The sequence below is a fragment of the Bacillus sp. UNC322MFChir4.1 genome (assembly GCF_000746135.1).
Taxonomy (GTDB): Bacteria; Bacillota; Bacilli; order Bacillales; family Bacillaceae_G; genus Bacillus_A.
In genome coordinates, this window is record NZ_JQKQ01000028.1 from 1 (window position 1) to 21,184 (window position 21,184).

At 37.6% G+C, this 21,184-nt stretch carries 24 protein-coding genes; 8 read left to right on the forward strand and 16 right to left on the reverse strand.

The genetic code is table 11. From position 1 onward, the window contains the following. Window positions 1-323 precede the first annotated feature (323 nt). Together BR72_RS11765 and BR72_RS11770 are read left to right on the forward strand one after the other, a co-directional pair. A complete protein-coding gene (locus BR72_RS11765) occupies window positions 324-1,010 on the forward strand; it encodes an MgtC/SapB family protein (protein WP_035433260.1) in 687 nt (228 codons plus the stop codon). A gap of 108 nt (window positions 1,011-1,118) precedes the next feature. Continuing rightward, a complete protein-coding gene (locus BR72_RS11770) occupies window positions 1,119-2,114 on the forward strand; it encodes an ion channel (protein ID WP_035433262.1) in 996 nt (331 codons plus the stop codon). Here the strand turns inward: BR72_RS11770 and BR72_RS11775 are convergent. Together BR72_RS11775 and BR72_RS11780 are read right to left on the reverse strand one after the other, a co-directional pair. Continuing rightward, entirely contained in the window at window positions 2,104-2,514 is a 411-nt protein-coding gene (locus tag BR72_RS11775) for a YugN-like family protein (protein WP_035433265.1), read from the reverse strand. The genes BR72_RS11770 and BR72_RS11775 overlap by 11 nt on opposite strands. A gap of 189 nt (window positions 2,515-2,703) precedes the next feature. Further along, the gene (locus tag BR72_RS11780; protein ID WP_035433267.1) at window positions 2,704-4,056 is read right to left on the reverse strand and encodes a glucose-6-phosphate isomerase; all 1,353 of its coding nucleotides are present in this window, start codon (window positions 4,054-4,056) and stop codon (window positions 2,704-2,706) included. Window positions 4,057-4,318: 262 nt separating this feature from the next. Here BR72_RS11780 and BR72_RS11785 point away from each other — a divergent pair, with 262 nt between their 5' ends. Further along, window positions 4,319-4,552 (forward strand): DUF378 domain-containing protein, encoded by a 234-nt coding sequence (locus BR72_RS11785; RefSeq protein ID WP_035433268.1) that lies wholly within the window; start codon window positions 4,319-4,321, stop codon window positions 4,550-4,552. Window positions 4,553-4,726: 174 nt separating this feature from the next. Here the strand turns inward: BR72_RS11785 and yugI are convergent, their stop codons facing one another. The 3 genes from yugI to BR72_RS11800 form a co-directional block, all read right to left on the reverse strand. Continuing rightward, window positions 4,727-5,071 carry a S1 domain-containing post-transcriptional regulator GSP13 gene (gene yugI / locus BR72_RS11790; RefSeq protein WP_035433269.1) on the reverse strand — a complete coding sequence of 115 codons (345 nt, stop codon included), beginning with the start codon at window positions 5,069-5,071 and terminating at the stop codon, window positions 4,727-4,729. Between the two features lie 156 nt (window positions 5,072-5,227). Then, on the reverse strand, window positions 5,228-6,418 hold the full coding sequence (locus tag BR72_RS11795) for an aminotransferase (RefSeq protein WP_035433271.1): 1,191 nt from the start codon (window positions 6,416-6,418) through the stop codon (window positions 5,228-5,230). Continuing rightward, complete coding sequence (locus BR72_RS11800) at window positions 6,415-6,912, reverse strand: Lrp/AsnC family transcriptional regulator (RefSeq protein WP_035433273.1); 498 nt, start codon at window positions 6,910-6,912, stop codon at window positions 6,415-6,417. The genes BR72_RS11795 and BR72_RS11800 overlap by 4 nt, the downstream gene beginning before the upstream one ends. Before the next feature lie 113 nt (window positions 6,913-7,025). Here BR72_RS11800 and BR72_RS11805 point away from each other — a divergent pair, with 113 nt between their 5' ends. Further along, the gene (locus BR72_RS11805) at window positions 7,026-7,994 is read left to right on the forward strand and encodes a 2-hydroxyacid dehydrogenase (RefSeq protein ID WP_035433276.1); all 969 of its coding nucleotides are present in this window, start codon (window positions 7,026-7,028) and stop codon (window positions 7,992-7,994) included. A 163-nt stretch (window positions 7,995-8,157) separates the two neighbouring features. On the opposite strand, the gene BR72_RS25600 is transcribed toward BR72_RS11805, so the two are convergent. Then, window positions 8,158-9,069 carry an AraC family transcriptional regulator gene (locus BR72_RS25600; protein ID WP_081904870.1) on the reverse strand — a complete coding sequence of 304 codons (912 nt, stop codon included), beginning with the start codon at window positions 9,067-9,069 and terminating at the stop codon, window positions 8,158-8,160. A 142-nt stretch (window positions 9,070-9,211) separates the two neighbouring features. On the opposite strand from BR72_RS25600, the gene BR72_RS11815 reads away from it, so the two are divergent. Then, window positions 9,212-10,051, forward strand: coding sequence for an alpha/beta fold hydrolase (locus BR72_RS11815; RefSeq protein WP_035433278.1), 840 nt, complete (start codon window positions 9,212-9,214; stop codon window positions 10,049-10,051). 69 nt (window positions 10,052-10,120) lie between these two features. Here BR72_RS11815 and BR72_RS11820 read toward each other — a convergent pair whose 3' ends face one another. Continuing rightward, a complete protein-coding gene (locus BR72_RS11820; protein WP_035433281.1) occupies window positions 10,121-10,372 on the reverse strand; it encodes a DUF1871 family protein in 252 nt (83 codons plus the stop codon). 115 nt (window positions 10,373-10,487) lie between these two features. Here BR72_RS11820 and BR72_RS11825 point away from each other — a divergent pair, with 115 nt between their 5' ends. Continuing rightward, window positions 10,488-11,666 carry a MalY/PatB family protein gene (locus BR72_RS11825; protein ID WP_035433284.1) on the forward strand — a complete coding sequence of 393 codons (1,179 nt, stop codon included), beginning with the start codon at window positions 10,488-10,490 and terminating at the stop codon, window positions 11,664-11,666. A gap of 40 nt (window positions 11,667-11,706) precedes the next feature. Here BR72_RS11825 and BR72_RS11830 read toward each other — a convergent pair whose 3' ends face one another. From BR72_RS11830 to BR72_RS26725, 7 genes are all read right to left on the reverse strand, one after another. Next, window positions 11,707-12,201, reverse strand: a complete 495-nt coding sequence (locus BR72_RS11830) for a GyrI-like domain-containing protein (protein ID WP_035433286.1) — start codon at window positions 12,199-12,201, stop codon at window positions 11,707-11,709. 218 nt (window positions 12,202-12,419) lie between these two features. Next, window positions 12,420-12,800: a hypothetical protein gene (locus tag BR72_RS11835; RefSeq protein ID WP_035433288.1), complete on the reverse strand. Its 381-nt coding sequence runs from the start codon at window positions 12,798-12,800 to the stop codon at window positions 12,420-12,422. A gap of 305 nt (window positions 12,801-13,105) precedes the next feature. Then, entirely contained in the window at window positions 13,106-14,176 is a 1,071-nt protein-coding gene (locus BR72_RS11840; protein WP_051957308.1) for a hypothetical protein, read from the reverse strand. Between the two features lie 195 nt (window positions 14,177-14,371). Continuing rightward, window positions 14,372-15,724, reverse strand: coding sequence for a HAMP domain-containing sensor histidine kinase (locus BR72_RS11845; protein WP_035433289.1), 1,353 nt, complete (start codon window positions 15,722-15,724; stop codon window positions 14,372-14,374). Then, entirely contained in the window at window positions 15,721-16,395 is a 675-nt protein-coding gene (locus tag BR72_RS11850) for a response regulator transcription factor (RefSeq protein WP_035433291.1), read from the reverse strand. Before BR72_RS11850 ends, BR72_RS11845 begins: the two co-directional genes overlap by 4 nt. Before the next feature lie 397 nt (window positions 16,396-16,792). After that, entirely contained in the window at window positions 16,793-17,347 is a 555-nt protein-coding gene (locus BR72_RS11855) for a superoxide dismutase family protein (RefSeq protein ID WP_035433294.1), read from the reverse strand. Window positions 17,348-17,449: 102 nt separating this feature from the next. After that, the gene (locus BR72_RS26725; RefSeq protein ID WP_177206990.1) at window positions 17,450-17,617 is read right to left on the reverse strand and encodes a hypothetical protein; all 168 of its coding nucleotides are present in this window, start codon (window positions 17,615-17,617) and stop codon (window positions 17,450-17,452) included. Window positions 17,618-17,829: 212 nt separating this feature from the next. On the opposite strand from BR72_RS26725, the gene BR72_RS11860 reads away from it, so the two are divergent. Next, window positions 17,830-18,213, forward strand: a complete 384-nt coding sequence (locus BR72_RS11860; protein WP_035433295.1) for a kinase-associated lipoprotein KapB — start codon at window positions 17,830-17,832, stop codon at window positions 18,211-18,213. Window positions 18,214-18,258: 45 nt separating this feature from the next. Here BR72_RS11860 and kapD read toward each other — a convergent pair whose 3' ends face one another. Next, the gene (gene kapD, locus BR72_RS11865) at window positions 18,259-18,882 is read right to left on the reverse strand and encodes a 3'-5' exonuclease KapD (RefSeq protein ID WP_035433298.1); all 624 of its coding nucleotides are present in this window, start codon (window positions 18,880-18,882) and stop codon (window positions 18,259-18,261) included. Between the two features lie 401 nt (window positions 18,883-19,283). On the opposite strand from kapD, the gene BR72_RS11870 reads away from it, so the two are divergent. Further along, window positions 19,284-20,609 (forward strand): ArsB/NhaD family transporter, encoded by a 1,326-nt coding sequence (locus BR72_RS11870; protein ID WP_035433301.1) that lies wholly within the window; start codon window positions 19,284-19,286, stop codon window positions 20,607-20,609. Between the two features lie 42 nt (window positions 20,610-20,651). Here the strand turns inward: BR72_RS11870 and BR72_RS11875 are convergent, their stop codons facing one another. Further along, window positions 20,652-21,140: a hypothetical protein gene (locus BR72_RS11875; protein WP_035433305.1), complete on the reverse strand. Its 489-nt coding sequence runs from the start codon at window positions 21,138-21,140 to the stop codon at window positions 20,652-20,654. Window positions 21,141-21,184: the final 44 nt, after the last annotated feature.

Below are 21,184 nucleotides of genomic sequence, written 5' to 3' on the forward strand. Positions count from 1 at the left end.
GTTTGTCTAGCATCATAAATAAAAATTGACGTTTCACGTTGTTTGTTTCGTTCAGTTTTCAAAGAACTTGTCCGTCGCTCATTTGCGACTTTCTCATGTTAACATCTTTGTTTTTCGATGTCAACATTGTTTTTTACTTCTTTTTTTCATTTCGCTTTCTGCTTTCGTGCATCAGCGACGTTTATTAATATAGCATGGTGATTTTCGAAATGCAACACCTTTTTTCAATATTTTTTATAAAAAGTGTCCATCATTCCTTTCTTGTACCATATACTAAAAATATCAGTTTATCTATTACATCAAATTACGGGGAGGAATACAAATTGGAACACTTCGATTTATTACTAAAGATAGGCCTCTCTGCTATTTTAGGATTTGCAATTGGTTTAGAACGTGAACTAAAACGAAAGCCGTTAGGTTTAAAAACTTGCTTAGTTATTTCTATAATAAGTTGTTTGCTTACTATTGTTTCAATTAAAGCAGCTTATAATCTACCGAGTTCTGTCTCAAACAGAATCACTATGGATCCTCTCCGCTTAGCAGCTCAAGTTGTATCAGGAATTGGTTTTTTAGGAGCAGGAGTTATTTTACGTAGAGGTAACGATAGTATCGCAGGTTTAACTACTGCTGCTATGATTTGGGGAGCATCAGGAATTGGCATCGCAGTGGGAGCTGGTTTTTATTTAGAAGCTATTTCTGGCATGTGTTTCCTTATGATTAGTGTAGAACTTATTCCTTTTGTTATGAATATTTTAGGCCCAAAATCCCTTAGGCAGCGCGACATTGCGGTGAATCTTGTCGTAAATAGTATGGAAAATATCCCTATCGTCATCGATGATATAAAAAAGATGGATATAAAAGTTAAAAATATGAAACTTAAAACATTAGAAAATGGAGCTCATTTTCTACAAATGAAACTCTCTGTTGATCAAAAAATACGTACAGCTAATGTATACTATGCAATTCAACAGCTTGATAGCGTCCAAAAAACCGAAGTAGAAAGTATCTAGGAACCGCCTCATGAATGAGGGGGTTTTTCTTTATTTCATAATGGCAACAATATAAACATCAGTGGGTGTTTTACATAACTATTATTGATGCGGGAGGAGCTACAAACATTGAATGCAAGAAGCAGTATTCTAGATACATTTCGCAATTCTATTATTTTACGACTAGTCACATTAATTACCTTATTCATTCTCTTCTTTGGATTTCTTATTCACAAATTAGAGCCCGTTCACTTTCAAACATGGTTCGACGGTATATGGTGGGCACTTGTCACAACATTTACTGTTGGATACGGCGATTACGTTCCTCATAGTGTACAAGGAAGAATTCTCGCAATTATTCTCATTTTGTTAGGAACCGGATTTGGTTCTTATTATATGGTTTCATTTGCTACCGAAATGATTAGTAAACAATATATGAAAATAAAAGGTGAGGAGGCCGCCTCTTGCCATGAACATATGATTGTTGTCGGCTGGAACGAACGAGTAAAACACGTAGTAAGCCAAATGCGCGTATTACAACCAAATCTTGATATCGTTCTTATAGATGAGACACTCCCTCTGCTGCCAAAATCATTTCATCATCTACAATTTATTAAGGGGTGTCCTCATCATGATCAAATTTTACTCAAAGCAAATATTCGTACTGCACATACTATTTTGATTACAGCTGACAAAGAAAAAAGCGAGAGTTCTGCTGATACGCAGTCTATTTTAACCATCTTAACGGCGAAAGGATTAAATCCAAATATATATTGTATTGTTGAAATGTTAACTTCGGATCAAATTCATAATGCGAAACGAGCCGGTGCGACAGAGATTATTGAAGGAAATAAATTAACGAGTTATGTATTTGCCGCTTCCTTATTATTTCCTTCGATTTCAGAAGTACTATTTACAATTTACAATGAAATTACTGCGAATAAATTACAGCTCCTGCACGTTCCAGAGCAATATGATGGTGAAACATTCGAATACTGTAACTGCGCTTTATTAAAACAAAATATACTCTTACTCGGTCTACAGCGTGACGAGCACTATCATATAAATCCTGTCCATTCATTTACTCTGAAAAAAACTGATTTACTGATTGTCATTAAACATTAAGAAGATATGCTTCCAATTCCCGAACTAAAGCCTTTCCAATATCAATATATTTTGCTTGAATATCTCCATCTGGATCTTTCGGTTCTGCAAACTGATCAAAAGACGTCATCCCTGCTGCAAATGTATTCACTCCATCATCTAATTCGTCTTGATACACATGCGAAAGAAGATACGGTGTATCAAGGCGAACGATAACTCCATTTACATCAAGCTCCCCTTCAACAGCTGTAAAGGGCAATCGTAAAAATTGATATCCTTCCTCTTCATCTATTTTATAATCGAAACAGCCTTTCTCATAATCCCAATTTCCACCGATTGTATAGCCAAGCGGCTTTAATGTTTCTTCCAATTGAAAAAGTGCGAAAGTCTGGCCTTCTAACTTCGAATGAATCCGAATCAAATGGATCATCCTTTCTAATTTTTTTTAGCATACCCCATTCGCACTCCATATATCGGCGGAAACACAGCATATATCGGCGACTTTTCTAATATATCGGCGCTTCGACATGATTTAAAGATTCCTCGACACGATTCGACGAGAATTCATCACAAAAAAGCTGTTGGGATGGTCCCAACAGCTTCGTTTTTCTTATTTCAAACGCTCTTCTAATTCTGCTTTTAGTTCTTCGAATCCTGGTTTTCCAAGCAATGCAAACATGTTTTTCTTGTATGCTTCTACGCCTGGTTGGTCGAATGGATTTACGCCTAGTAGGTAGCCGCTCATCGCACATGCTTTTTCGAAGAAGTATACAAGATAACCGAATGTATACTCATTTAATTCAGGAATGTTTATGATTAAGTTTGGTACGCCGCCATCGCTGTGTGCAAGTAATGTTCCTTCGTATGCTTTTGTGTTAACGAAGTCTACTGTTTCACCAGCAAGGTAGTTTAATCCATCTAAATCGTTCTCATCTAATTCAATTTTTAGTTCATGTGTAGATTTTCCTACTTTTAGAACTGTTTCAAATAGGTCACGACGTCCTTCTTGAATGTATTGACCTAAAGAATGAAGGTCAGTTGAAAAGTTTGCAGAAGCTGGGAAAATACCTTTTTGATCTTTCCCTTCACTTTCACCAAATAATTGTTTCCACCATTCAGAAAAATATTGAAGTGCTGGTTCGTAGTTCACAAGCATTTCAATTGTTTTTCCTTTATTATATAAAGCATTACGTACAACTGCATATTGGTAAGCTGGATTTTCTTCAAGCTCTGATTTTGCAAAATCATCATGACCTGCAGCTGCACCTTGCATCATTTCTTCAATATTTAAACCACTTACAGCAATCGGTAATAAACCAACTGGTGTTAATACAGAGAAACGGCCGCCAACATCATCTGGAATCACGAATGTTTCGTATCCTTCCTCATCGGCTAATGTTTTTAAAGCACCACGTGCTTTATCTGTTGTTGCATAAATGCGTTTACGCGCCTCTTCTTTTCCGTATTTCTCTTCTAATAACTTACGGAAAACACGGAATGCAATTGCAGGTTCTGTTGTTGTACCTGATTTGGAAATAACGTTAATCGAGAAGTCCTTACCTTCTAATACATCCATTAAATCTTTCATATAAGTGGAGCTAATGTTTTGTCCAACAAATAGCACTTGTGGAGTTTTACGCTGTTCTTTAGACAGTATATTGTAGAAGGAATGATTTAGCATTTCAATCGCTGCTCGTGCTCCTAAGTAAGAACCACCAATACCAACAACAAGTAAAATGTCAGAGTCATTTTTAATTTTCTCCGCACACTTTTGAATGCGAGAAAATTCTTCTTTATCGTATGCAAGGGGAAGTTCAATCCAACCTAAGAAATCGTTCCCTGCTCCTGTTTTTTCATGAATTGCATGATGTGATACTTTTACTGCATCACGTAAGTATGTTAGCTCGTGTTCATTAATGAACGATAATGCTTTTGAATAATCAAACGTTACATGTGTGCTCATTTTTTTTGCCTCCAATACAGTATGTATATGTATTTCTGTCTTCACTTTAGCGAAACCACCGTTGTAAATCAAGCGAACTACGAATTGTAAGCGTACTCATTTCGTTTTTTTTACAAAATTGTCATAACTCCTGTTTTTTCGATGAGAAATTAAATTTTTTTGTATAAGAAGGACAAAAGGTATCCATTCTATAAAGGAAGCTTGATTAAGCGAGTAAGCATAGCTCGTTTGTGCTTCATCATTTAAGGAGGGACTGCTTAAAATGAGTACATTACAACGCATCGCTTTAGTATTTACGATTATTGGCGCAGTAAACTGGGGACTCATTGGTTTCTTTCAATTCGATTTAGTAGCAGCTATCTTTGGCGGACAAGATACAGCACTTGCTCGAATTATCTACGGCATTGTAGGTATTTCAGGTTTAATTAACCTTGGTTTATTATTTAAACCTTCTGAAGAGCTTGGAACACACCCAGAAGCACGTCAAGTTCGATAACTTATGATATTATAAAACACACGTCTCCGCTTATTTATAAACAAGTGGAGATGTGCATACCTTCCGACATACGGACGTTTCTTTATTTCGATTACAATCTTAGTAAAAGAAACGTTTGATTACTTCATATCATAATGTAATACGAATAAAAGCAGGGAGCATAACTCCCTGCTTTTATTTTGTAATCTGCGATTCTTCAATCCACTCTGTTAACTTGTCTCGTAATGTGTTAAATCCATTTGCGGACAGATTTGGAATACGTACTTTCCCTTGTTTTCGCTTGGCAGCCTTCAATGACAAACTCATCTTTCCGTTCTTCTCATCAACTGAAAGCACCTTTACCTCCACTTCATCTCCAACTTTTAAAAAATCATGAATATCTTTTACATACCCATTTGTAATTTCAGATATGTGTACAAGTCCTTGTGTTTCTTCATCTAATGCAACGAATGCTCCGTAATCTTGAATCCCTGTTACTTTTCCCTTCACAACCACTCCAGTTGTATATTGATTTAACATAAGAAACACTCCCATATGTTTACCTTTTGTATTAGTAAATTATACCACCTAGTTGGGTTTCATTCAAAATTCATGAAAAAAATTCCTTAAAGATGTATAAATCTTCAAATACGGGGATAAAATACTAACACATGGCTTTCTAGTATTCCCCCCCTTTTATGGACAAAACGTATTACGTTTTGTCCTTTTTTCATTCTCTACAAACCGCTTCATACGTTTCATCGCTTCCATAAGCTGTTCAAGTGACGTTGCATACGAACAGCGAATAAATCCTTCTCCGCTCTCACCAAATACACTTCCAGGTACAACAGCGACTTTTTCTGCTAACAATAAACGTTCTGCAAATTCCGCTGAAGATAATCCCGTTGAACGAATCGAAGGAAAGACGTAAAATGCTCCGCCAGGCATATGACAATCTAATCCCATTTCATTAAATGAAGTTGTCATAAAGTTTCGGCGTTGTTTATAGCTCTCACGCATCCGAATAACCTCTTGTTCTCCTGAGCGCAATGCTTCTAATGCTGCGAATTGAGACATCGTCGGCGCGCACATCATTGAATATTGATGAATTTTTAACATAATAGCCGCAAAATGCTTGGGAGCTGCAATTAAACCGAGGCGCCAGCCTGTCATCGCAAAGCCTTTTGAAAAACCAGAGATTAAAATCGTATGATCCCGCATATGTTTCACACTTGCAAAACTTGTGTATGTTTCATCGTAAACAAGCTCAGCATAAATCTCATCTGATAAAACAATTAAATTGTATTTCTCGACAATCACAGCAAGTTTCTCTAATTCTTCTTTATTTAAGAGTGTTCCAGTCGGATTGTTTGGAGAACATAATAAGATTGCTTTCGTATTCGATGTAATCGCCGATTCAATCTGCCCTGGCTGCACTTTAAATTCATCCTCTGAAGATGTAGACACAGGTACCGGTACTCCGCCCGCTAACGTAACAAGCGGTGCATACGATACAAAACTTGGTTCAATAATAATGACTTCATCACCAGGATTAACAATGGCGCGCATTGCCACATCTAACGCCTGACTCGCCCCAACTGTTACAATGATTTCTTCTTGCGGATCATAATCGACCGAAAATTGCTTGTGTAAATATTTTGAAATTTCTTCGCGCAGCTCTAATAACCCAGCATTCGCTGTATATGCTGTATATCCTTCTTCTAACGAACGAATACATGCTTGTCTTACATTCCAAGGCGTCACGAAGTCAGGCTCTCCAACACCTAATGAAATAACCCCTTTCATACCGGCAGCCAAATCAAAGAACTTACGAATACCGGATGGTTGTAAAGATTGTGCTACTTTTGATAGTTCAAATTTACTCATGGAGTCACCACAATTCGTTTATCATCATCTTTATTTTCATATATAATTCCCTCATGTTTATACTTTTTCAAAATAAAATGTGTTGTCGTTGATACGACAGATTCAATTGTTGCTAACTTCTCTGCTACAAACGTTGCCACTTCAGCCATCCCTTTTCCTTCTATTGTAATAGAAAGGTCATATGTCCCTGACATTAAATACACAGACTTCACTTCTGGATATCGATAAATTTGTTCCGCTACCGCATCAAACCCAACACCATGCTTCGGTGTAACTTTCACATCAATCATTGCCGTTAGACCTGTATGTTCTTTCACCTTTGTCCAATCAATCAGTGTTACATAATCGACAATCACTTTTTCTCTTTCTAATTTCTCAAGGATTGCTATTACTTCTTCTACATCTATGTTTAACATTTTGGCTAATGTTTCTTCAGATAATCGGCTACTTTTTTCAAGACAAGCTAACAATTCTAATTCTTTTTCTGTCATCACAATCTCCCTTTCCTTTTTGGATATTTCTAAATTATACAGACAGCTTTTCCGATTTGAAAAGAAGATTTTTTTAAGGAATTATGTGACAATACATTTAGAGAGGGGCTGGATCTATGAAACAAAGAGTCTACATTGCAGAAAAAGTGCCTAGATTTGTTGAAGAATATATTGGACAGCATTATGAATACGAGAAGTGGGATGGTAATGAAAAAATCCCGCGCCACATCTTATTAGAGAAAGTAAAAGATAAACAAGGACTATTAAATTTTGGGGCTATTATTGATGATGAACTACTCGAAGCAGCTCCGCAGTTGAAAGTAGTAAGTAACATTTCTGTCGGTTATGATAACTTCAATACCGAAGCCATGAAGCAAAGAAACGTAATCGGAACGAATACACCATACGTATTGGATGATACTGTCGCTGATCTTATCTTTGCGTTAATGTTATCGGCATCGCGCCGCGTTTGTGAACTCGATCGTTACGTAAAATCAGGAGAGTGGAATGGGGAAATTGGAAAAGAACATTTCGGATTAGATGTTCACCACCAAACAATCGGAATTATCGGTATGGGGCGCATCGGTGAAGTCGTTGCAAAACGCGCAAAATTCGGCTTCGATATGGATGTTTTATACTACAATCGAAGCCGAAAAGAAAAAGCAGAACAAGAACTCGGCGCAACATATTGCGAATTAGAAACGTTACTGCAAAGCGCAGATTTTATCGTTCTTCTCACACCATTAACAGAAGAAACATATCATCTAATTGGAGAAAAAGAATTTGATTTAATGAAAGAAACAGCTATTTTTATTAATGCATCCCGCGGGAAAACAGTAAATGAAACTGCATTAATTGAAGCATTGCAGCAAAAGAAAATCTTTGCGGCAGGCATTGATACATTTACACAAGAACCAATCGAAAAGGATAACCCATTGTTATCTTTGCAAAATGTCGTAACGCTCCCTCACATTGGTTCGGCAACGTTAAAAACACGCCGGACTATGGCAATGACAGCAGCAAAAAATTTAGTAGCTGGACTGCAAGGGCATACACCGCCGAACGTTGTGAATGAACTAAAATAATGAGAAACAAACTGCCCCCAAAGGCACATAAGTACCTTTGGGGGCATTCCTTTTTCCCGTTATCGACCGTTCTTTTTCAATATATCAGCGCTTTTCACAATATATCGGCGCTTCGACACGATTTAAAGATTCTTCGACGATATTCAACATACTAGTAGTCGATTCATACTACTTTTTTAATAGGAATATACAAGTCAACCTTAGCCTTCCCTTCTGGATCAGTTGCCGGGTTATTCATACAAAATTCAAGGCACGGTTTATCATCTGCATCGTACTCACTATTAGGGAGCCATTGTCCAAAAATGCTTTGATAAGCAAGAGCAAATTTATCGAGAGTATCATAAAACTGATACAAAGCATAAGTGCCGCCTTGCAAAGTTTTATATTGTATAACATCGTGATCTTCTTTGCGGAAGTCTTTCGGAATTGTTACGCATGCATCATAGCGACAAGCATATTCATCAACAAAATTAGGATCATCCAATGAAATTCCAATCGAATATTTTGTTTGATCAATTCCATGTTTATGAGCCCATTCTCCTAATTTCCCCCATGCATGAAAAGTTTCTAAATAACTCCCAACGTGTCTCACATACGCTACTTCATAATCAGGTAATTCCTTAATCGTAATGTTCATAGTCCATATCCTCCTTAACAAGTTATTGTTGCTATCATTAGCGTAGCAAACCGAGGTGGACATCTCTTCTTGATTCTTGCTCATATATAACGAAATATTGCTATGATGAAAATTATTTTTCCTAACATCAGTAGGAACGACATGAAAGTGTTTTTTAAACAATGCATGAAATGTCGAGGCTGATTCAAAACCACAGAGACTGCTTATCTCTAATATTGATTTATTCGTTTCTGTTAAGTAGTATATCGATTTTTGAAGACGTTTTTTATTCACAAACGACATCGGGGTTTCACCGATAATCGCTTTAAAAATCCGGCTAAAATGATACTTAGAAAAATGTGATACTTGGGCTAATGAATCAAGATCAATTTTTTCAGCGTAGTGGTCTTCAATATATCTTATAACCGTTTCCATTCGTGTTTGATAATCACTGTTCATTATGAACTCTCCTTTATTACAAAAAACTTTTTATTCCCCTATAAAAAATTCCGCATTACTACCGCTTTTCCTTCGCGGTCCTCTAGGATAATTCCTACCTAAAAAGGAGATGATATGAACAAAAAACAACGGAGTGATGAAGATGGAAAACGAAGTTCAACTCCCTCACTTCACCTTTTCTACAAGAGGGATGACGATTCATTATGAGCTCTACCAGTCTTTCAATGCCGAAGAAAGGCCAACATTTGTTTTAATTCACGGATTTCTCTCTTCAACATTTAGCTATCGGCGTCTCATTCCCCTTTTAACAAAGCAAGGGAACGTGATTGCTCTGGACCTACCGCCATTTGGAAAAAGCGATAAATCCTATCATTTCACATATTCTTACCAGAACCTCGCAACGATTGTCATTGAACTTATGGAACATTTACAGACAAAAAATGTTATTTTAGTAGGACATTCGATGGGGGGACAAATTGCGTTATATATAAACAAATTGCGGCCTGACTTCATTCAAAAGACGGTTCTTTTATGCAGTTCTAGTTATTTATCAAGAGCGAAACTGCCGCTTATCTATACTTCTTATTTACCGTTCTTTCATTTATACGTAAAGAATTGGATTGTAAGGCGAGGCATCATCCATAATTTAATGAATGTAGTTCACGATCACTCTTTAATCGATGAAGAAATGATGCAAGGTTATGCAGCGCCTTTTTATGATAATCGCATCTTTCCGGCACTAACCCGCATGATTCGAGATCGCGAAGGAGACTTAACGTCAAAAGAGTTACAAGCAATCACAACACCTACTTTGCTCATTTGGGGAGAAAAAGATCGTGTTGTTCCTATTGAAGTTGGACACCGTTTGCACAATGATTTGCCCTATTCACACTTTATTTCTTATGAAAACACAGGACATTTATTACCTGAAGAAAAACCAGAGCATGTATGCGAAGAGATTATGACCTTCCTAGCAAATTAAGAAAACAAAAGGCGGATATCAAAAAGTTCACATTCATAAACTTTTCGATATCCGCCTCTACAGAAAAAACTATAAACTACAGCTACCGCCGCCTTTTAATAATAACAATTGTTCTGCTAGCCATTGGCATTTTTCAATCGGTAACGTCCTATCAAATGATATTAAATAAACGTGCTGTATTTTTTTTGCGATATATTTTGCGTCATCAAATGTACTTACAATGTAGACGATGTCACTTGCTTCTGTTTCATAAAATTCCGCGCCCATTTGAAACGGATCCCACTGCTTCACAAAGTCTATCATCTTCTCATATGTTCCCATACGCTTCCCGCCTTTTTCTTATTTTCCACTTTTCTTTATCGTATCATATCAGCTATGCTAGAAGAAATGGAAGAACATTCAGTTTTTTTAGTTATTATTGAAAGGAGTAACAAATATGGGGAACTTTAACGAAATGATAAATCGCCGCGGAACAAACTCCGTTAAATGGGATACACATAAAAACGAGGAACTTCTTCATGCCTGGATTGCAGACATGGACTTCCCTGTTCCCTCACCAATTCAAGATGCTTTAACAAAACGTTTACAACACCCTATTTTCGGTTATAACACTACAAGTGAACAAGTAAAAGAAGCAATTTGTCATTGGGTACAAACACAATACAATTGGGTCATTGAAAAAGAATGGCTTGTCTTTAGCGCTGGCATCGTTCCTGCACTTAGTACTTCTGTGCAAGCTTTCACAGAACAAGCAGATTCCGTAATCGTGCAGCCGCCTGTATATCCGCCGTTTTTCGAAATGGTAACAGCGAATGGACGCCAAATACTCGCCAATCCATTACAGATCGAAAACGGCGTTTATAAAATGAACCTTAATCAGCTAGAACAACAATTTCAGCAAGGTGTAAAATTAATGCTTCTCTGTAGTCCGCACAATCCGATTGGGCGCGTATGGACAGAAGATGAGTTAACAAAACTCGGCAAGCTTTGCGAACTGTATGATGTGACCGTCGTTGCAGACGAAATTCATGCTGATATTATCTTCAAAGGACGTAAGCATATCCCACTTGCTTCTTTATCATCAAGCTTAGCGAAGCGAACTGTAACATGCATCGCGCCAAGTAAGACATTTAATATTGCCGGACTGCAAGCATCAGTCATTATTATTCCAAATGAAAAATTGCGAAATGCTTTTACGGGTGTACAAAATCGGCAAGGTTTTCATGGCTTAAACACATTCGCTTACGTAGCCATACAAAGTGCATACACAGAATGCACGGAATGGCTATCAGAGCTATTACATTATATAGAAGAAAATGCAAAATTCGCATGTGATTTTATTAAGAAACATATTCCAAATCTATCTGTCAGCGAGCCAGATGGTACGTTCTTACTTTGGATTGACTGCTCCAAGCTTGGACTCACACAAAGTGAACGAATGGAATTATTAGAGACAAAAGGTAAAATCATTGTAGAACCTGGAGAAAAATTCGGTGCTGGCGGTGATCATCATATTCGTTTAAATCTCGGCTGTCCGCGCTCCGTATTAGAAGATGCGCTCCGCCGCTTACAATGTGCATTTGCGTGTAATTCTAAGGAAAAGCTATCTATGTAACTTGAATATAAAAGAGCTGGAAATGTTCATTCCAGCTCTTTTATTTATCAGTTGTTTTGACTTTTATTGGTATCCAAACTTCTTCTTTTGCGTCCAAATCGTCCGGGCGATAATTATCATCCATAACTTCAAAATGCTCCCTTACATCTAAGCTATAGTTTGAATTCGGTAACCACTCTTGAAAAATATACTGGAATGTACTCAAATCAGAAGCTGTTCCTTGATGGATGAAAACAGCATATAAGCCGCCTGCTAGCGTATGTGTCGATAGTTCTGAAACAGTATCTGTTTCGAAATGTTCCACCTCAACAGCAGCCCATTTTTCATAACTATAGTTTATATCATTCAAATTTAAAGGAGTGTTTAACACCTTTACAGAAAGAAAACACGAGTTACTTCTGTAAGGGATACGATTTCTTAATGGCATAAATGTCTTCCATATCCCCATTGTAACTTCAGGATCTTTTGCAAAAGTTGTTTCTTTCCTAATTCCAACAATTTTTTTCGCTGGAATACTTATTATTTTAGGTTCCATTCTCTTCTTTCCTCTCATCATTACGATTTAACATAACTTCTAGCTATACTAGAAGTTCGATTAGGATTTATCCCGCTATTCGTGGGCAGTAATACTCCCACCTCAAAATTCAGCGAAAGCATTGTCCAGCTCTAGCGGCTAGAATCGCAGGCCGCTTCCGCTTTTCTTAAGAAGTTAAGTGGGGGATGAAGAAAACCCCCACTGATTAAAGTTTCACTTTATAGCTTCGTATGTATTCGAATTCCTTTTGCTTTCTCTTTTTCACCCTTCACACATACACTCAATTCATATGAGCCAGGTTTCGGTGCTTCAAAAGAAAGCAGACCTTCTTTTTTGGAAGTGATTTCTTCTTCCTGAATAACCTTATCACCTTTTATGACTTGCAATAAAATTGTACCTTCTTCAACGGATGCTTCATAAGGAATTTCCACATTTCCATTTTCAACTTTAATCGTTTGCACCTCGTGAGAACCTTGCAGAGAGCCAATTTTCAAAGTAGTTTCGCCGTTGTTTTGAACCTTTGTAACTTTTGTTGCTACATTGCATGCGCTTAACAATACAACAAGCGTAAGAATAAGAAGTGAACGTAATAATTTCATAGAATCCCCCTTTTGTGTATGTACATGTTCTATTATAAAGGGTTTTCAGATAATTGTTTCCAAAAATCAACTTAAGGATATACAAGCGAGGAAAATTAACCGTAATTTAGAAAATATATGACGTATATCCTTTCATGAAAATCCGCTGCTGCGCCAAACCAGAATCTGTATGATAATAGATTCATAAAATGTTCGACGCAGTAACGGCAATTAAAATTTTCCAAAGTCAAAAATTATAGCGAACACCGGAGACTTGCTCATAATTAGTTACTTTGTTCCTATTCATACAACTCCCTTTTTCTGTCTCAATTTTGATCGTCTCTTCCACAATGCGTACACTTACCACGCCGGCGATAATAGTAAGCAATGGCAGCAAGACCAAGTGCTACTCCCCATGGCACCCAGAAAATCATGGGTCCAATCGTTCCCCATATCTGACTGAGAAGGAGGATATCAGCTGGCATAAAGTGTAATATCACAGCAAGAAAATTAAAGGTAAAGACAAATCCAGCCGCAGTTACCGCAATGGCTACAATAGAAGCTGGAACTACCGCGAGCATGATAGGAACTCTTTTACCGCCAATGAATGGAAACCAACAGGGAAATATTTCACCCCATTTTTGAATCAAGCCAAGTGTAAGAATTCCTCCACCTACGCAAACAGACCCAAATACCCATTCTGTTATCTGTGCCATAGAATTAACCTTTGAAAAATCGTGAAAGAACTGCTGATCCACCCCTAAAGGGATATTAAGTGCCCACGCAAAACGTGTCAGGGCATAAGGAATAGGCGCAAGAGCCGCGATAATGGTTAGCCATCTTCCCCAGCGCACCAATAAGAATGTGTTTCCGTTCTCTGTCCGCCCGCAATATTCACAAGCATCACGGGTCCTACGTTGATATGCAATAGCAGTCAAGATCCAAAGCAGAGCACCTATAATACAAATAATCTGATTGAACATAATCCAGTTAAAAGCAAACTTAAATAAAAAGGCATAAGCCATAACTGCGATTAAGCTAATATCAGGAATAAAAAGAAGCAAGACAACAGCAAAACACCAAGCAAAAGTAAGGAATAGCCACCTAAGAAGAACACCTCTCCACATTTTTTGCATAGCTACACCAATCACTGTTCCTAATAAACAAAAAATCACAAAAATGAGGCCACCAGCTTTAGACGGAAGATAAGTAACCATAGCCGCAAACAAGTCCATTTCAGCATGTTTGAAGGGATACCCCGCCCCTCCAAGTAACCAGTAGAGCTGTACAACGCCGTAAAGCAGTGACCACCCCGCAGCGCCATATCCAATCCATAAGGGCCATCGTTTAAAGCCTTTTCCAATCTTTTCTTCAATTATCGGCGATGAAGTTTCCATTGAAATTCTCCTCTTTTCTTTACTATTTTAAATACCTACGAAACGAAACGAATGGGGTATTGGCACTTATTTATATTTCAAAATTCAACCCCACCATCATTCTAATCAGTGAAGATTAAAATAACGGTGGGGTCTAGTTTAAATTTCGTTTAACTTTTGTCAGGCGGGCTAATGTATGTACAGTGCTTATTTCGTTTACAGTCCAACTTTTTCATATAGATAAACGTGAGTGCCGTTCATCGAACTTGTTATTTTCCAGTCAAGATTCATTTCTTGGAGCATCAATGAAACAATCGATAAACCGATCCCGGCTCCTTTTTCATTAGAGATGCTATCCATTCCGGGGCCCTTGTCCTCAACAACAATAGCGATCCTTCCATCTAACTCTTCCAAACTTACACCAACATACCGTCCTGCTTTTGCGTGTCTAACAACGTTCTGGAATAGATTATCTAATATACGGGTAAACCAGTGCGGATCAACATTCCACATGAAAGCTTTTTCTGTCAAATGAACCTCTACTTCAAATCCTTCCTTTTCAAATACAGGAAACCACCCTGCAACGGAAGTCCGGGTTAAGCGGATAATATCTGTCTCCTTCTGTTGCAAAGTATATTTCCCCGCCGATAATAACGTGTAGGAAAGAAGATTTTCGAGCAATTGGCTAAGAGCATCTACCTTTCTTTCAATCAAGTGAAGCGATGCCTTCCCTTTAGGAGATAAAGTTTCCTTTTGCAATGAATAAGCATGCCCACGGATGGTGGTGAGCGGCGTCCGCAAATCATGTGATATATTAGCAATCAATTGTTTACGAAGAGCTTCCTCCTCCAGTTCACGTTTCCTACTGCTTTTCAACTCGTCAATCATATGATTGAATACCGACCCTAGTTGCGCGATTTCGTCCTTTTTACGAACGAGAATTTTCTTAGGAATGCCGTCCTTATCGACTTCGGCCATTGCGGTTTGTAGTTGAACGAGACGCCTGCGAATTTTCGAGAAAAATACCCAAGATGCAATTAAAAAAATTGCAAAGACAAGCACACTATATACTAGCAAAAACTTATCATCAATGAAGGAGAAACTGGGTGGTTGTGTAACGAAAAGAGGGACTTGAAAAACCATAAAGCCTTGGCTCTGATCACCGCCAATAAAGGCAACAATTGTGAACAGGTCATTATCAACATTTTCTTTCATAAACTTAGCGCTTTCCTGAAACGTCCATTGGTCAGGTATACTCTTTTTTTCGGGAAGCTTGATCTGTGTTTTTCCCGCGGCGTCAACCCAAAACATTGTCGCCATTGAATATCGTTCTTTTAACGAATGAATTCGTTTGTCCACTTGATCTGGTGACGCCCCGTCCAACTTTTCCGCCTCATCATTCCACATTTGTTCCAACTTTTTTGTATCTATATACTTGACTTTTTGTTGCATCTCCTTGTCTAGGGTATATTTCGGTAAATAATAAAGAGGTAAAACAAACGGCCATAAAACGAGCGCAGCCGTAATAAGCAACAAATATCTAACTAACAGCGAATGGCGGAATTTCATTGTTTCACCCTGTATCCAATACCGCGAATTGTCTCAATTATTTGTGGTTTACTTGACTCCTGCTCTATTTTTTCACGTAAATGGCGGATATGTACCATTAAGGTTTTATCTCCTTCGATATATGGATTTTCCCATACGGCCTCATAAATTTGTTCTTTTGTTAAAATTTGGTTTGGATGGCGGAGTAAATAGGTGAAAATTTGAAACTGCTTAGCCGTAAGTATGATATCACCATTCGATCTGGAATCCACAATGCGGTTCTCGTTCAAATAAATGCGGAGATGTGATAGTACAATGAGTGGGGCACATATCTTGTCAAACCGTCTGAGAAGCACTTCCACCCGTGCCGCGAGTTCATCGGGGTGAAAAGGCTTTGTCATATAATCATCCGCGAACTGCAGCCCTTGCAATTTATCATCAATCGATGATCTGGCGGATAGCATTAAAATAGGGGTCTTGGGAAATTCCTTTTTCAACCGCTGTCCAACTGAAAAACCATCCAATCCTGGAAGCATAATATCAAGGATTACTAGATCGATTTCCGCCATATGTTCAATAGCACCTTCGCCTGTGGTAATCCAAGTTACCTGATAACCCCGTTCAAATAAATCTTCACACACCCAAGCACCAATTTCCTTATTGTCTTCAATATATAAAAGCTTCTTTTTCATGTAATCCCCTTTCTTAATCCGCTATCTTCTTCTCTTCTCTCTGAACCTTAAGGTGAGGGCCCTGCCGTTCATAAATTTCGGGATAAAATGGTAATATCGTATATTAATAGGTTATAAGAATACAAACTGAGGTATCAAGTAGTAAAACAAATATTTTCAGGTGATAAAATTATAAAGTAAAGCTTTCACGTTTGTTCTTCGGCGGCTACTTATCTTCGTAAACTTGTCCATACTTTAGCAGATGTCGCACGCGAATATGAGTCACCTTACACAAAGGATCAAATTTTATTGAAACACTTTGTGCCCGCATCCAAGAACTTGTATCGGTAATTTTAATATCAAAATATACAAAGGCCGCCGAGACTCTCCTGGCAGCCTTTAAAACGTGTGGTTTTCTTCATTTCCCTTTTTCCTTCTCTTTTTTTAGCTCCGAGGCTTTTTTCACAATTACACCGCATACCATTCGTTTCCCCGAATTTCCAGCTGGTTGTGTCATCCCATCGTCTGCATTTTCTGTAATAATAAGCGACGCACCGTCTTTTCTATTCATCGTTGTTTTTCCTTCTTTTAAAGCCACTTGCGGCGCCGTAATATTCACCTTAATCTTCCCTTCGCCATCCGCAATCACATTCGGCAAATCTCCGTTTTCAAATCCTTTTGGATTTAATAACCCATGCTTCTTGTTATTAGGATTAAAATGATTCCCGGCAGAAGTAAAGTCCGGCGCTTGGCATTGCCCTACTTCATGAATATGTAATCCGTGTACACCAGGTGTAAGCCCCTCTGCTTTAATCGAAATCTTTACTCCACTTGATTGCTGGGCAACCTTCGCCGTGCCTACTTGATCTCCAGAAGCATTATACAGCTTTACATCTATTTCTTTTGGGTTCTCTTTCGCACATCCAGCAAAGAGGATCGCTGCAAAACATCCCAATACGAGTTGCTTTTTCATCCGTGTTCCCTCCAAACTCATTCTGTTCTTATATTGTCCGAGCCTAGAAGGAAACATACAAAAGCTCCTGTACGAAAGACAATTTCAGCTAGCTAACTTTTATCATTTTCTCATAATCCGTTTTTCCATCTCTTTCAAATTTTTCGCTTCTCGCTCTGATGATTTAATAAACATACGCCACGTCGCAATTGCACCGATAATAAATAGTACACATACAATGGCAGGTATAATATATTCTGTCTTATCTTCTGGAAAGTATAAAGGCATCATAATTGATCACTCCTTTTGGTTTTACTATCTACAACCTTGCCTTTCCTCTACTAGCCTTACTCCACTCTATTCATCTGAACATTCTGTCATTTCACTGTAAATTATAAACTTCTACAGATTCACAAGCAACCTTACATAAAGTGAATTTCTAACAAATGATTTCTTTGACTCACCCCTTTATATTCCTTACTATAAAATTGAGGTGAAAAAATATGAACGAAACATTCCGAATCGGTGATGTTGTAACAGGGATTTATAAAACAGGGAAGTACATCGGAGAAATTACAAACGTTCGTCCGCAGCATTATCTTGTGAAAGTGCTCGCTGTTGTGAAACACCCTACGCAAGGCGACCTCCATAACGTAAAACAAGCTGACGTACCTTTTTTCCATGAACGCCGTGCCTTAGCATTTCGCGAACAAACGAATATCCCGCAGCCAATGGTGAAGCGTTATGATGGTGATGTGCCAGATTATAAAGAATCACTGCAAAAAGCATTAACAGAACAAATAAAGCAGTTGCAAGAAGACGATACTCCATTCGCGCAGCGCAGCTTACAAATGCTCGAACAATTACAACGTGATTATCAATTGTAAAAACAACAAAACGACCAAACTACAATTAAAATTGTAATTTGGTCGTTATTGTGCACTTACTCTTTTTAATACTTTTGAAAAGTCTACTAGCTCACCGAGTGTCGGCGGAGCTGGTTTTACTAAATATTGTTTATCTTTCTCCACAAGTTTAAAAATATTATATGTCGTCATCGCATCATCTAACGCACAATGATGCTTACCTGTCCCGACCTTTCCGTACGCTTCAATGGCTTTCCATAATCCGGTTTGATTTCGCTCTCCAAAAAAACGCTTATACTCTAATGATAAGTCACGACATTGTCCTGCAAATGGATAATGGATATTCGCTACTTCGCAATTTTTCTTCAGCACTTTCATATCCATATTCCCCCATGTCACAACTGTTGTAGCGCAACGTTTTTCATAGTTTGCTAATCGTTCAACAAGCATTTCAAATGAAATCCCATTGTCCACCGCTTCTTGCTGAATGCCTAAAAATGTTTTGCATCGCTCTGTTAATACCGAAAAAGTTGCTGGTTTTACATAAGAAGAATACGTATCAACTACAACATGATCCACAACTGAGACAATTCCTACTTCAATAATTTCTGGGAAAAATCCTTTTGGCTTTTTGCGATTTTGAGGCATTGTGAACTCAAAATCTAAAAATAAAAGTTGTTGTTCATCCATACGATCCCTTCCTTATAAAGTGAAACTTCCATCAGCGGAAGTTTTTTCGTTCCCCACTGATGGTTAGCCCGCAAATAGTGGAATTCATTCTTCCATATCCATCCAGTATACCATAACAACTAATGACGAACACTTTTGAATTTACAAATTTTAACACAGAGACCAAATCCAACTGAACATTCCACTTCATACATTCCATAAGATGTATCTTATATATATGTCAAATAGCAGCAAATATTTTCAAAAACAAGAAAATAGCTTAATTCATTTTTGCAGAAAATATGACAAAACAAGGGCTTTCATTTACATCATACATTTTTCTACTTTATAATGGCTTTAATTGTGTTTATTTCGCAATTGTATCAAATAATAAGAAAAACTACTGAGAGGAGATGAGATTTTTGCACGAAACAACACAAGAAATTGCAAATTGGCAATATTACTTTGCAATTGTGGTCTTTTTGGTTACATATGCCATTATCATTTCTGAAAAAATTAATCGTGCTGTCATCGCGCTGCTCGGTGCAGCCTTAATGGTCATTGTAGGCGTTGTTGATTTACACAACGCTTTTACAAAGCATATTGAATGGGGAACAATTACCTTACTTATCGGTATGATGATTTTAGTTAACATCACAAGTAAATCGGGAGTCTTTCAGTACGTTGCGATTAAATCCGCTAAGAAAGCAAAGGGAAATCCAATTCGCATTTTAATTATTCTTTCCTTACTGACTGCAGTTGGTTCTGCCTTTTTAGACAACGTGACAACTGTACTTCTCGTTGTACCAGTTACACTATCTATCACACGTATTTTACAAGTGAATCCTGTTCCATATTTACTATCAGAAATTATTTTCTCAAATATCGGAGGAACAGCTACACTTATTGGTGACCCGCCAAACATTATGATTGGCTCATCAAACAAACATTTAGATTTTAATGCCTTTTTAGTAAACTTAGCTCCAATTGTAATTATTATTATCGCTGTAACAGCGGTTATGTTGTACTTCATATACAGAAAACAATTGGTAGCTGATCCAATTCAAATTAAAAAATTAATGAGTTTAAATGAAAAGCAATATATTAAAGATCCATTGCTGATGAAAAAATCGTTAACAGTACTTGGTCTTACAATCGTCGGCTTTATGACGCATTCTATTTTTCACATTGATGCAGCAGTTATCGCCTTAACAGGAGCAACGGTATTAATGTTAATCGGCGTGAAAGAACATGAAATTGAAGATGTATTTGCACATGTAGAATGGGTTACGATATTCTTTTTTGCTGGTTTATTCGTTCTCGTTGGTGGTCTTATTGATATCGGTTTAATTAAGTCGTTAGCACAGCAAGTATTAAGCATAACTGGCGGTGATATTTCCTTTGCTTCTGTACTTATTTTATGGGTATCCGGTATCGCTTCTGCAACGATTGATAACATCCCATTCGTTGCAACAATGATTCCACTTATTAACGATATGGCAGTTGGACTTGGCTTAACACCATCCGATGCACAAGTTGATGTACTTTGGTGGGCATTAGCACTCGGTGCTTGTTTAGGCGGAAACGGAACATTAATCGGGGCATCTGCAAACGTAATTGTTGCAGGTATCGCAAACCGTGAAGGACATGGCTTTAGCTATATGGAATTCTTAAAAGTCGGTTTCCCAATTACCATTGTTTCATTAATCATTTCGAACATTTACATTTATTTACGTTACTTAATGTAACAAAAAAACGGAAGGGGGAGCCCCTTCCGTTTTTTCGTTCTTTCAATATCTCGGTTCATTGTTTCGGATTACAAATAAATGAATCGGAAGAAAAATAGAACATGTAATCACGTGTAAAACCGTATATAGTACTGCATTTGTTGTATATCTTTCAAATAATAAATATATGATATAAACCCCTAACGCAAATAAGAGAACTGAAGATATGAAATGTAAAAAAGGAATCCATCCAATAATAATACAGGCTGCATATACACCAATTAACTTCCAGCCTGATTGCGGCTGCATAAATTGCGGTAATTTCTTCCCAATTAAATCTCCCCATGTTTTACAATTTAAAAACGGAATAAATGCAAAGAAAGCATCTTCCACCCCATCCGCTTTTGCCATGTTATACAGAGCAAATGCTGTTAACAAATACGCCACCACAGCCCAAACTAAAAAGATAATAATAAAAATAAGTCCTAGCGCTAAAAATGCAGCGATAATCCCATCATTCGGTACACCGTCTATTACAATTTGACTATCCATTCTAATACCCCCTTCTGTCTTAATTCCGTTCTTTTTCTATATAT